At 40.9% G+C, this 12,354-nt stretch carries 10 protein-coding genes; 3 read left to right on the top strand and 7 right to left on the bottom strand.

The window, feature by feature from the left end; genetic code table 11:
• Positions 1 to 81 precede the first annotated feature (81 nt).
• Genes JWR61_RS10610 through JWR61_RS10600 form a run of 3 tightly spaced genes read right to left on the bottom strand, consistent with a single transcriptional unit; the run spans position 82 to position 4,540 of the window.
• Positions 82 to 1,521, bottom strand: coding sequence for a RagB/SusD family nutrient uptake outer membrane protein (locus JWR61_RS10610; protein ID WP_301927785.1), 1,440 nt, complete (start codon positions 1,519 to 1,521; stop codon positions 82 to 84).
• A 20-nt stretch (positions 1,522 to 1,541) separates the two neighbouring features.
• Positions 1,542 to 4,031, bottom strand: coding sequence for a SusC/RagA family TonB-linked outer membrane protein (locus JWR61_RS10605; protein ID WP_301927797.1), 2,490 nt, complete (start codon positions 4,029 to 4,031; stop codon positions 1,542 to 1,544).
• A 17-nt stretch (positions 4,032 to 4,048) separates the two neighbouring features.
• Positions 4,049 to 4,540, bottom strand: coding sequence for a carboxypeptidase-like regulatory domain-containing protein (locus JWR61_RS10600; protein WP_301927784.1), 492 nt, complete (start codon positions 4,538 to 4,540; stop codon positions 4,049 to 4,051).
• A gap of 559 nt (positions 4,541 to 5,099) precedes the next feature.
• Between JWR61_RS10600 and JWR61_RS10595 the strand changes: the two genes are divergently transcribed.
• A complete protein-coding gene (locus JWR61_RS10595) occupies positions 5,100 to 5,651 on the top strand; it encodes a hypothetical protein (RefSeq protein ID WP_301927783.1) in 552 nt (183 codons plus the stop codon).
• 179 nt (positions 5,652 to 5,830) lie between these two features.
• A complete protein-coding gene (locus JWR61_RS10590; protein WP_301927782.1) occupies positions 5,831 to 6,427 on the top strand; it encodes a tyrosine-protein phosphatase in 597 nt (198 codons plus the stop codon).
• A 246-nt stretch (positions 6,428 to 6,673) separates the two neighbouring features.
• Here JWR61_RS10590 and JWR61_RS10585 read toward each other — a convergent pair whose 3' ends face one another.
• Entirely contained in the window at positions 6,674 to 7,231 is a 558-nt protein-coding gene (locus JWR61_RS10585; RefSeq protein WP_301927781.1) for a hypothetical protein, read from the bottom strand.
• A gap of 427 nt (positions 7,232 to 7,658) precedes the next feature.
• Complete coding sequence (ahcY, locus tag JWR61_RS10580) at positions 7,659 to 8,987, bottom strand: adenosylhomocysteinase (RefSeq protein ID WP_301927780.1); 1,329 nt, start codon at positions 8,985 to 8,987, stop codon at positions 7,659 to 7,661.
• Between the two features lie 116 nt (positions 8,988 to 9,103).
• Here ahcY and JWR61_RS10575 point away from each other — a divergent pair, with 116 nt between their 5' ends.
• A complete protein-coding gene (locus JWR61_RS10575; RefSeq protein ID WP_301927779.1) occupies positions 9,104 to 9,601 on the top strand; it encodes an Lrp/AsnC family transcriptional regulator in 498 nt (165 codons plus the stop codon).
• A gap of 159 nt (positions 9,602 to 9,760) precedes the next feature.
• On the opposite strand, the gene JWR61_RS10570 is transcribed toward JWR61_RS10575, so the two are convergent.
• Both JWR61_RS10570 and JWR61_RS10565 read right to left on the bottom strand, forming a co-directional pair.
• On the bottom strand, positions 9,761 to 10,510 hold the full coding sequence (locus JWR61_RS10570) for a LytTR family DNA-binding domain-containing protein (protein WP_301927778.1): 750 nt from the start codon (positions 10,508 to 10,510) through the stop codon (positions 9,761 to 9,763).
• A 1-nt stretch (position 10,511) separates the two neighbouring features.
• Positions 10,512 to 12,338, bottom strand: a complete 1,827-nt coding sequence (locus tag JWR61_RS10565) for a histidine kinase (protein WP_301927777.1) — start codon at positions 12,336 to 12,338, stop codon at positions 10,512 to 10,514.
• Between the last annotated feature and the right edge of the window lie 16 nt (positions 12,339 to 12,354).

Genomic DNA, 12,354 nt, shown 5'->3' with positions numbered 1-12,354 from the left:
TATCCGGTAAAAAATTAATCAGCATTTGTATAATGCTGATTAATTCTGTTAAGTATCTATATATTTTGCTCAACCAACTTTTTAATAGCCTTCGTTTTGGGTAAGGTTAGGGTTCACTTTTAAATCATTAAACGGGATGGGAAATGCCCACGACCTTGAAGTGGAAGCAATGCTGCAAACATTGGAAGTAGAGGCGCCCGCAGTGCCGCACTCGGTTCTGTCAATGGTACGGGTAGTCTTCTTAATATCAAACCATCGGTGGCCTTCACCAAGCAGTTCAACACGACGCTGTAAAAGAATGGCATTTAACAGTGCAACCCCGGTTTCGCTGCCTGTTGCAACGCCGCGGTTTGCTCTCAGCTCATTCAAATCATCCAGGGCTGTTGTAACACCTGCACGCTGCCTGGCTTCGGCACGTATCAACATCATTTCACCAGCTCTGAAAACTTTAAAGCTTTTAATACCTGCATATTTGCGCAAAAGCGTACGCGGAAAGTCACCAATGCCTGTTTGGTTAAAACGTATGAGTGCGGTATTGGCGTATACGCCACCCTGCGCAATTATGATGTTAGACATGGCTGTAGAAACCCTGTAATTAGGATTGGCTCCATTGGTAGCGCCGCCTGGTGTCATAGTGCCATCGGATGGAATGGCCCAGTAAACCTCGCTTGACGGAGTGGGTTCACCTGCTGCCGAAAATACATCCACAAATCCGGCAGCATCGGTAAGTGGCCGAAGATTCAATGCAATGGTTGCATCGGCGATGGCGGCGGTCCAGTCGGAGGCATAATAATCCACCCTGGCCTTCATAGCGTACACCACTGTACTGTCAATATAATTTCTTGAATCGTTACCCGGTGTATCACCTTCATCCCTGAAGGCAGCAAGAGCGTCATTTAAATCTGCATAAATTTTGTCATAGTCTTCCTTCACTGAATTGCGTGGAGGCAGATTTGCAAAAGGTTTTAATGCATCAAAAATTGTTACGTAAGCAACCCCGGGGCTGGCAGAAGTACGCTCATAGGTCGGCGCAAAATAACGCAATAGATCAAAGTGTGCATGCGCCCTTATTGCCAAAGCCTGGGCCTTAATTGTTTTTGCTTCAGCGGCATTGTCGCCTGTTTCGTACTTATCAATAACGTTTAAAAGGTTATTCGCTCTTGAAATAATTTCATAAGCCTGGCTGTAAATACTTTGTATGGGTCCAAAGTCTGCAGCATAACTCATTTCGGATTGTGTTCTCCAGTTGCCAAGACTTTCAAGGGCTTCTATCATGTCATCCCCCATTAAATCAGGCAAAGCACTCCAGCCGCTTCCAGAACCAGAAGCAGAAGGATTATTATAATACGCTGAACTTTGAAAACCTGCATAACAACCCTTCAGGGCACTCTTTACATCATCAAAAGTTTTAAGGTCTGTTAAAGAGGTTTGCGGCGTCGTTTCCAGTTCTTTTTTACAGGAAGAAAGCAAAACCAAACCTGTAACCATTGTAATAACGGTAAGCTTAAATATGTTTTTCATGTTTGTTTAGTTGAGGTTGATTAAAAGGTTACGTTCAATCCAAAGGTTACCCTTTTTAAAGTTGGATACTGGGCACCGCTGACATCTGCGCTTGAATTAGCATCCGCTGAGCTGATAGTGGAAACCTCCGGGTCCCAGCCCTGGAATGTAAATTTGGTGTACAAATTCTGGCCTTGTACAAATACCCTTAACGCCTGAATTTTTAACTTCTCCAATAAAATGCCTGGCATAGAATAAGCCAGTTGCACATTGCGTAACCTGAAGAAATCGCCTTTTTCCAGATATCTTGTTGTTTGACTTTGGGTGGTTTCTGTAATTCTTGGAAAGTTGGTTACCTGGCCGGGTGTAGTCCAGGCATTGATACCATTTTTTGCAAAACCGGATGAAGCGTAGCCTGAATTTTCTACATTGATACGGGCATTGTTGTAAATATAATTTCCCGCAGATATAACTCCAAAGGCAGACAACTCGATCCCCTTAAAATAAAAGCTGGTTGTTACGCCGCCATTGTGGGGTGCATCGCTGGTACCCAGTACTACCAGGTCGTTTGCATCATACTCTTCAGTAATAGTTTTACCATCCGCTTTCAGGTATTGAGAGTTACCATTTGCGGGATTAACGCCAACAAAAGGCACCAGGTAAAAACTGTTCAATGGCTTACCCACTTTCAACGCCTGGAAACTTTTATACAGCTGAAAATCCTGTTTATCGGGCAATGATTTGATGGTGTTTTTGTTATAAGCGTAGTTAAGGTCTACTGCAATTTTGAAGTCTTTGGTATCTATTATTTTTACTCCAAAAGTGATTTCTATTCCTTTGTTTTCCATGCTGCCATTATTGCTCAATATGGCGCCACCACCGCCGCTTGTGCTGGGAACAAAAGGAGAGAAGTACAATCCTTTGGTTAAGCTTCTGTACACTTCAACCGAAGTACGCAACCTGTTTTTAAACAGTTCAATGTCAGCACCAATGTTGGCAGTACTTCTCTTTTCCCAGGTAAGATCTGCGTTACCCAATCCGCCTATCTGCAAAGTGCCTGCACCGCTGTAAGTTCCCCTGCCATAGCGTTGTTTATAAGGAAAATCGCCAATGCCATTTTGATTACCCACGCTGCCATAACTGGCTTTTAATTTTAAATAATTAATTGCTTTTACATTAAAAAATCCTTCATCACTCACAATCCATCCACCACCTACGGAACCATATTTTGTCCAACGGTGCTCCGGACTTAGTTTAGACGAGCCGTCTGTACGACCGGTAACACTTAGATAATACCTGTTTTTATACGCATAGTCAATAGAACCAAAATAAGACATTAAAGCACTATTTTCCGGGAACCCGCCGCCAACAACCGGAATAAAGCCATTGGAAACAGTACCCGCCACAAGGCCCGCTTCATTATCAAACGGAAGCAGCAAGCCATAACCGGTATAATTAAAGCTTCGTCCCTTGTTGCTGACAAACTCAGCAAATGCAGAAGTTGAAATGCTGTGGTTGCCGGCTTTATCAAGAAAAGTGCGATAGTTTAAACTGTTGGTGATGGTATATTTTGTACGCCTGTCCAGGCTGCGACTGACTTGTCCGTTGAGCCGGAAAGCCTCGCCGAAGGCATCGTTCTGCAATGCACTTTGGGTGCCATTTTTTGTTATGGCAAAGCCTTCAGATTGTGAATAATCAAGGCCGCTGTTTATTTTGTAAGTCAGGTTTTTTACCCAGGGCAGTTTCCATTCCAGGTACATATTGCCTGACCCTTTTAACTGAGCACTGGAGTTTTTATTTTCTGTCAATTCTTCAACGGGATTTATCCAGAAAGGAAATTGTATAGAGTTGGTATATCCGCCGGTTGGGGTGAAAGGCTTTTCGTACGGCAGGGCCCATATTACTGTGTTGAGTGGTGAACCTACCCCCGAATTTCCTTCTGAAGTACCAGTAAAATCAGACCAGCCGGTGGCCAGGTTTGCACCGAGTTTAACGGTGTTTTCTGTATGGGCTATGTTTAGCCTGGCGTTGTATTTTTTAATGCCGGTTGCAATGGTAATTCCCTCCTCATTATAGTACCCTAATGAACTATAAAAGGTTGTTTTTTCACTGCCACCGGAAAGTGATAACTGGTGCGATTGGGTATTGCCTTTTCTGAAAACATAATCATCCCAGTTAACGTTTATTTTGCGAAGGTCTGCAACCTGGGCGTCTGTCCAGCCCCATGGGTTACCTGCAATCTTTGTTTCAAAATCGAGTTTCTCCTGCGTGTTCATTAAGAGCAGTTGATTTTTTGGAAGCCTGGAAGTGCCGACCTGTACATCATAATTTATTTTCAATTTGCCGGCCTTACCTTTTTTGGTGGTAATTACAATTACGCCGTTTGATCCTCTTGAACCATAGATGGCAGTGGAAGCTGCATCTTTTAACACGGTGATGGTTTCAAAATCATTCTGGTTCATGGAACTGAAGTCTGAACCCCTTATTTCAACGCCATCCAATATGTACAAGGGATTGGTAGAGCCGTTGATGGAACCCTTTCCTCTTATTACAACATCGGCACTTCTGCCCGTTGCCCGGAACCTGTTTTTACATTCAAGCCTGGCGCCTGTCCCTGCAGCAGCTGGTCAAAAGATGCGTTCGGCTGCGACCTTACATCATCTGCTGATATTACAGATGCGGAGCCAGTGTTGGAACGTTTTGAACGGGTAACATATCCTGAAATAATAACTTCAGACAATACCTTATTACCCTTTTCCATTTTTACACTGAGGTCTCCGGTGGTAGCCGGCAACTCTATTTCACTATAATTTACAGAAGAAAAAATGAGTGCTTTTGTTTTAGCTGGCACTACTACTTTAAAACTGCCGTCAGCATTGGTAACTCCTATAGAGGCACCTTCTTTTATTCTGATGGTAACGGCTGGCAGCGGCGTTCCATCTTTTAAGTCTGTTACTTTACCTGTAAGGGTCTTGTTTTGTGCTGAAATAAAAGCAGTTAACACAAACAGGTTAATCAGCAGGAGCAGATTTTTTTTCATTTAAGTTAGTTTGGTTCTAAAGAACAAACAACTTATGATTGTATGTGGTTCAAAATAATGACATAATTTTTTTATTAATGTTATCTTATTGTTCAATTTTTGTTGAACTGAATATGTTTAAGATACTTTAAAATAAATAATTAAATAAGTAATATTAATTGTTTTAGAAAATGTGATACTGCTGCGTGTGGTATAATTGGAGAATTCGGCGGCGATAAGATGATCCGGTTTTGCTATGAGAATAATGGTAAAAATTTAACAATGGATATATTTTGACAGCCACCCGTGTGTTAATTATTGGCGTAAATTGCACTGAGTCCTTTTGAAATGAATGCACTTCTGCTGCAGGAATTTTTTCTGCGTTTCGTTTCCGGGGTATCAGGTGTATCTGCTGAGCGTTTATATTTTACCGCACTTTGTTTGTCATACTTCAACTAACCACGACGTCTTATCTTAATTAAGTGATTGATACAAGTGACGAACCGGGTGACAGAATATAACTGCTCATTTTTCCTTTCGGGTATCAATAATTTATCAACAAATCTTTGATCCAAAAAAAATGAGTTCCAAAACACTAAAAAAACAGTCCTGTAGAAAACAGATTTTTTACACAACTACCTTCATGTTGCTGTACATGGTAATTGCCTTACATTCAAAGGCCCAAATTATTTCTCAAACAAATGCAGCGATTGATTCAGCCAAATTAACAGACAAAGAATATACTTGTGAAGATTCTCTGTGGAATCATGTTTTTATGAAGTACAGGCTGCGCATGATTGAACGTTGCAAACAAGTAACTGGTGTTATAATGGGCACAAAAAAATCAGGTGACGGAGACGTACATTTTCTGTTGAAACTGGATGCTGGACAGGAAAAACTGCTGAACACAAAAAACATAACAAAACAAGAAGGGTGCCTGGTGTTAGAACCCATTTGCATAACTAAAGTAGTTAATTTTTTTGTTGGAAAAGCTTGCGTGGGATATGTCAATAAAGTGACCATACCAAAAGTGGGCGACCATGTTGAGGTAACCGGTAGTTTAGTAAGAGATGGCGTACATGGCTGGAATGAAATACATCCTGTCACAAAAATTACGGTAACAGCAAAATGAAAATCGTCCCCCCCACAATGCCTGAAGTTGGAAGGTGGCATGGCAAACTAAAGCATCTATCAGCGCAGGTAGCTGTTTATTGCCCGTTCTTTTTTAGTTGCAACCCAGGCCAGTCTTGAAAATAACAATCAGCATCCCGGTAGCTGCACAATTTTTTCATTCATCACAATATAGCGTCAATGAAATGGAACCTGATTAAATATTTTATACTTGGCATGGTTGCAGTTTTTTACCTCGATACATTTTGCATCGGGCAAACAGAAAAATTGAGACCTGGTAGTTGGGCAGTGAAGATTAATTCTACTTCATTGAGCAACTTGTATCGCCTCAACGACAGTATTTACAGAAGTGAACAACCACGGAAGAAAGCTTTCCAGGATTTGTCTGTAATGGGTATTAAAAGTGTGCTGAACCTGAGAAACGATTTTTCCGATTCCGTCCTTCTTTCTTCCACTACCATGCAGGGCTTCAGGGTAAGCATGAGGGGAGGCCATTTTTCTGATACTGAAATAGTTGCTGCTTTAAAAATACTTTTAAATGCGCCCAAACCATTGCTGGTGCATTGTAAACATGGCGCCGACAGAACAGGAGTGGTAATAGCTATGTACCGGATTATTTTTGAAGGCTGGACAAAACAACAGGCGCTTGATGAATTACAGAATGGGGGATACCATTTTCACCGGCGATACAAAAATATTCCTGCCTACATCAACGGAGTAAACCTGGCTTATATCAAAAAGCAGGTTTTGGCGGATACTGTTTCGACAGACCTTTGAATGCTGACAGTTGGCAACAGGGCAGGAGCCCTGCGCCAGAAGGAGACCTGTGAATATTTAGGCGATGTCAAAAAGTACCAGTTGGCAACAGCGCAGGAGCCCTGCCGCAGCAGGGCCAACAAAGAATAACCGAAAGCGCTCGTTACTATCTTTTAATGCGGGGCTTTTTCGGAGGACTTGCGGTTATTCTTCTTATTAATGTTGGCATTAGTTTTTAGTCAATTTGAGAAGATTCAATAATGTTTTTTAGCTGATTTCCAATTTTTCATCAACATAGTCGATTTTAACGATTAAAAAATAGCCTTTCATTTTAGAAAAATAGAATCCATTGAAAAACGTGTTTGAATCCAATCTAGAATACGCAAAGTATTTATAAAGATTATTGCCGTTTATTTTCATAATTGTGTCAATAGTCTCGAATTTATTTGTGCTCTGTTTTGCAGTGGCTTCAATAAGCATTTTTGATAGCTCAAAATATTGTAACGAGTCGCCGTAAGTTTGAATTGATTTTTGATTAATTGGTACAATGTTAATTGACATAGAATTTTTGTTGTCAGATGATGTCACTGATAAAAGCAATTTCATTGCGTCTTGTTGCAACTCTTTTAGTTGCAAAGAATCCTTGATAGGGTTCTGATTTGAATCAAGATATTTGATTGTGGGAGAAGAGTCTTGCAAATTAAAGTGCGCAGGCACATTAACGGTCATACCAATTTCCGTAAAATGAATTTTCTTTGAATTAGATTGTCCACAAGAGCAAAAACACAAAAATGTAGTTGAAAGTAGTGAACATAGTAGTCTCATAAAATATATTGGTCTCATAAAGCTACACACAACGTTTGTATTTATGTGATTAAATGCAACTCACAGTTTTATACGTCAATTTTTTTCATAGTAACCGTCTTCTTTTATTTTATTGTTGAGCCGCGTAAAGTCAAAGTAAGGATTTAATTTGGCTCCTTCAAACATTTGTCTGAATTGGGATTTGGAGTAGATTTAAATCGATTAAGCAGACAAGATTTTAATAATCCACTACATTAAAAAATCCATTTATTTCCCGATCAAACAATCTCCGCTACAATAAAAGATCCACACAGCCATGCCGTAAAAGGGAGTGACACAACGATGATCACCAGAATTACTACTGCCGGTAAGAAAAATAAAAACCCACTTCCGGAGAAGTGGGCTAATTATCAATTATTCCATTATCAATTATTCATTGATGCATCCATTAGTAGCGATAGTGATCTACTTTAAATGGTCCTTCTTTTGGAAGACCTAAGTAGGCACTTTGTTCTGGTGATAAAACATCCAGTACCACACCAATTTTTGCAAGGTGTAAACGGGCTACTTTTTCATCCAGTACTTTTGGTAACACATACACTTTGTTTTCGTATTTGCCGGGGTTGCAATACAACTCAATCTGGGCAAGGGTTTGATTGGTGAAAGAAGCACTCATTACAAACGATGGGTGACCTGTTGCACAACCTAAGTTTACCAGACGGCCTTCAGCTAAGATGATTACATCTTTACCTTCGATGGTGTACATATCCACCTGTGGTTTGATGGTGTTTTTGGTATCGCCGTAGTTGGCGTTTAACCATGCCATGTCAATCTCAATATCAAAGTGACCAATATTACAAACGATGGCTTTATCTTTCATTACACGGAAATGTTTCTCCGTGATAAGGTCGCGGCAACCCGATGCCGTTACGATGATATCGGCTTCTTTAACTGCATCAATCATTGGCTTTACTTCAAAACCATCCATTGCAGCCTGCAATGCACAGATAGGATCAATTTCAGTAACGATAACGCGGCAACCTGCGCCCTTTAATGAAGCGGCAGACCCTTTACCTACATCACCATAACTGCCTACAACAGCTACCTTACCAGCCATCATAACATCAGTAGCACGGCGGATAGCATCTACCAGACTTTCCTTGCAACCATATTTGTTATCAAATTTAGATTTGGTAACCGAATCGTTTACATTGATCGCTGGCATTGGCAATGTGCCCTTCTCCATTCTTTCGTACAGGCGGTGAACACCGGTAGTAGTTTCTTCTGATAAACCTTTGATGCCGGCAACCAGTTCAGGATACACATCCAACACCATATTGGTTAAATCACCACCATCATCCAGGATCATGTTCAGCGGACGATCTGCACCACCGAAGAACAAAGTTTGTTCAATACACCAGTCAGACTCCTGCTGTGTTTGTCCCTTCCATGCAAATACACCGATGCCTGCAGCAGCAATGGCAGCAGCAGCCTGGTCCTGCGTAGAAAATATATTGCAACTGCTCCATTTAACTTCAGCGCCAAGGGCGATCAACGTTTCAATTAAAACAGCTGTTTGAATAGTCATGTGCAAACAACCGGCGATGCGTGCGCCTTTCAATGGCTGGCTCGGACCATACTCTTCTCTTAATGCCATTAAACCCGGCATTTCTGCTTCGGCTAAACGGATTTCTTTGCGGCCCCATTCGGCAAGGCTGATATCTGCAACCTTATTTTTAAGGCTGAAGTCTATTGAATTTTGTGTGATGGTTGACATAAATTTTATTTTAGACAGCAAATGTACCAACACAGTATAATATTCTGCACAATTTGATAACTTTGGGACAAACCTTAACAAATACTGCTTTTTGCAGGACAAAACACTTTTTAACCATGGCCAAAGCAATTGTAAAAGAAGATTTACCTGTTGAAGAAACAACGCTTGACAGCAAGGACCTGGCGATACTGCACCTGCTGCAAAAAAACGCCCGCATAACGGTGAAGGAAATCAGCGAACAGGTGCACCTGAGCACCACGCCGGTGCATGAACGCATCAAGCGCATGGAAGCCAGTGGCGTAATAAAACAGTACGCCACATTGCTGGATCATAACAAGGTAAAAAAGGGTCTGATGGTGATTTGTTATGTATCCTTAAAAGAGCATAGTAAAAAAGCCGGCGTAAAATTTATTGATGCCATGCAGGCATTGAGCGAAGTAATTGAATGCTACAGCATATCCGGCGAGTTTGATTTTATGCTGAAGGTAATGTGCGAAGACATGAATGCTTACTACAATTTTCACGTAAACAAATTAAGCCAGATTGAAAATATGGGCAAAGTGCAAAGCACGTTTGTAATGGGGATTATTAAGCAGACGCATGAGCTGGTTTAATTGATAATTGATAATGGAATAATTGATAATGGGCTTTGTCAGGCAAGTGGGTAATATTTGATCATAAAAAGTCAATAAGCCAAGTTTTAAAAATCGTCATTAAGGGTTGTATTCATTATAAATTATCAATTAGTTCATTATCCATTTTTTTCATATCCACTAACCCGCTATCATCTTCAAAAACTCTTCCTTTTTTCTCCTGGCTACTTCTATTTCGGTACCGTCCTGCATCATTACTCTTCCGCCATTGCTGCGCAGGTATTTTTGTATGTAGTTTAAATTGATGAGGTGCGAATTATGTACCCTGTAAAAATGGTAGGGCACCAGCATGTCTTCAAAATCTTTTAATAGTTTGGTAACGGTTAATGTGCGGTTGTCTTTAAAAAATATCTTGCTGTAATTGCTGTTGCTTTCAATGTGAATAATATTTTTGATGGGAATGAATTCAAGCCCTTCTGTAGTGGCGATGGCAATTTTATCTTCCTGCGATTTTTTATCACCCAGGGAAGATTTAAGTACATCCATTCTTTCCCTGGTTTGCGGGTTCAGTAATTTATTCAGCCGTGATACAGCCTGCTGCAGATCTTTGATGGCAATGGGTTTCAGCAGGTAATCAAAGGCTGCGATGCGGATGGCTTCTACGGCATAATGATTGTAGGCGGTGGTGAAAATAATTTCAAAATCTACCTCCTTTAATTCTTCCAGCATGCGGAAGCCATTCATTTTAGGCATTTCAATATCCAAAAAAATAACATCGGGTTTGTGGTGATTAATTAGCAGGATCGCATCTTCCGGTTTTTGCGCACTGGCAATTACCTGGATGGTGGGGCAAAATTCAGCGATCTTTTGCTGCAGGTTTTGGAGGCTGCTTAATTCATCGTCAATCAGGATGGCTTTAATCTTTTCCATGTTACAATAATTTAATTTTTACTTGTACCCTTGTTCCGGCAGGCTGGTTATCCGGCGTGTGCAGGTCTGTAATTACAATATCACCAGCATCTTTTTCCGACCCGTTAAAAATATGTACCCTGTCTGCGGTAATGGTAAGGCCTACGCTTTTATGGTGGCGCTTGTTATTGAAGTTATATGCTGCAGCCTGTTTTCTTCCAATACCATTGTCTTCGATAGTGTACAACAAAAATCCATTTTGCAGTTCTGCAGAAACGGCTACAAAGCAATCTGTTTTTTCACTATGTGCAATGCCGTGTTCAATAGCGTTTTCTACAAAAGGCTGTATAATCAGTGAGGGTACTTTATAGTCGCCGGTTAGTATGGAGGGGGTAATGCAGGTGCGGTAGGTGAATTTATTATTGAACCGCAGCTGTTGCAAATCAATGTACAACTGCAGCGATTCCATATCTTTTGCTACCGGTATCAGTTCGTTAAAACTGCTATCCAATATAGAACGGATAAGCCTTGTGAACTTATTGAGGTAATCACTTGCCAGCCATTTTTCATTCTGCATCATAAAATTTTCAATGCTGTTGAGGCTGTTAAAAATAAAATGCGGATTCATTTGTGTTCTTAACACCTGCATTTGTACCTCAGCTATTTTTTGCTTTAACGAGGCTTCACTTCTTTTCTTTTTTGCCGTACTGGTTTTATAAATAAAGAAGGCGATTACGATGGCGAATATGAGCGAAATAAATACCACCAGCAATAGAATATTTTTGATGGTAAGATCCTGGTGCTGCAATTGCGAAAGCTCCATTAGATGGGTGTTTTCAAGCTCCTTTCTTTTAATCATCCATTCCGATTCCTTGATGATAACATTGCGTTTGTTGTTCTCAGAAAAAAGTGAATCGGCGGCTTTTCGGTAAATGCGGTAAAAATGCAGGGATGAGTCGTTGTTCTTTTTCTCTTCCCATACGGAGGCAAGTTCCTGCGCTACGTCGGCAATGCCCTGTGTAAAACTGGTTTGCGTTGCCAGTTGTAATGCAGAATCCAGCAGTGCTATTTTTTTATTACTACTGATATTGGATAAATATTCCGCCTGGGCTAAGAAAACCTGTTGCACATTTCTTAAATCGTCTTGCTGCCTGGCCTGTTCAATGGCTTTATTAAAATAAAAAATGGCAGAATCATTATGTCCGTTAACGGCATGCAGTTTTCCAAAACCCAAATAAAATATGGACAGCACATAGCTATCGTTGGATAACAACGCATAGGGCATTCCCTTCACCAGGTCTTCCCTTGCAGCAGGATATAGTTTTTCCTGCAGGTCACATTCGTGCAGCAGCTCATAGTTGATGGCAACGCCCCGCCAGGCTTTTAGCTGCGAATTGATTTGTATTGCCTCCTGTGTATATTTCCTGCTTTTTTCATAATCGTGCAGCACTTTTAAATTATCGCCGATATTGTTGAGCGACACCGACTTTAAACGCAGCGAACCGCAGGCTTCTGCATAGTCGATGGCTTTAAAATAGGCGCTGTTACTGGCATGGTAGTTTGCAGAGTTGCTTAATAAAATACCGAGGTTAATTTGGGCCAGGGCTTTGCCATAAATAAAATTCACGCTGTCGCTGAGGGCAGACACTTTCTCGTAATATTCAAACGATTTTTTGACATCTTTTTCTGATAACCTGTAACTAATGCGGTGTAATGTGAGCAGGTGTTGCGAATCTATGGCAGGGTGGGCGATCGTCCAGGCGATCATGCTATCTACCAGTTTGCCCTGTCCGTATGCAACGCCGTAAAGAAGGCCAATGCAGCACAGCAGAATAATTTTTTTTCGCATAATGTTCTATAAACAG

Origin of the sequence: Ferruginibacter sp. (assembly GCF_028288465.1) — a bacterium.
In the GTDB taxonomy this organism is placed as follows: Bacteria; Bacteroidota; Bacteroidia; order Chitinophagales; family Chitinophagaceae; genus Ferruginibacter.
Note: the sequence above shows the minus strand (reverse complement) of the source record. Positions and strands in the feature narration are given on the sequence as shown.

Excerpts from the sequence above, each read along its gene's own strand:
- JWR61_RS10600 (WP_301927784.1), bottom strand. The coding sequence starts at position 4,540 with ATGAAAAAAAATCTGCTCCTGCTGATTAACCTGTTTGTGTTAACTGCT.
- JWR61_RS10590 (WP_301927782.1), top strand. The coding sequence starts at position 5,831 with ATGAAATGGAACCTGATTAAATATTTTATACTTGGCATGGTTGCAGTT.
- ahcY (WP_301927780.1), bottom strand. The coding sequence starts at position 8,987 with ATGTCAACCATCACACAAAATTCAATAGACTTCAGCCTTAAAAATAAG.
- JWR61_RS10595 (WP_301927783.1), top strand. The coding sequence starts at position 5,100 with ATGAGTTCCAAAACACTAAAAAAACAGTCCTGTAGAAAACAGATTTTT.
- JWR61_RS10575 (WP_301927779.1), top strand. The coding sequence starts at position 9,104 with ATGGCCAAAGCAATTGTAAAAGAAGATTTACCTGTTGAAGAAACAACG.
- JWR61_RS10610 (WP_301927785.1), bottom strand. The coding sequence starts at position 1,521 with ATGAAAAACATATTTAAGCTTACCGTTATTACAATGGTTACAGGTTTG.
- JWR61_RS10585 (WP_301927781.1), bottom strand. The coding sequence starts at position 7,231 with ATGAGACTACTATGTTCACTACTTTCAACTACATTTTTGTGTTTTTGC.
- JWR61_RS10565 (WP_301927777.1), bottom strand. The coding sequence starts at position 12,338 with ATGCGAAAAAAAATTATTCTGCTGTGCTGCATTGGCCTTCTTTACGGC.
- JWR61_RS10570 (WP_301927778.1), bottom strand. The coding sequence starts at position 10,510 with ATGGAAAAGATTAAAGCCATCCTGATTGACGATGAATTAAGCAGCCTC.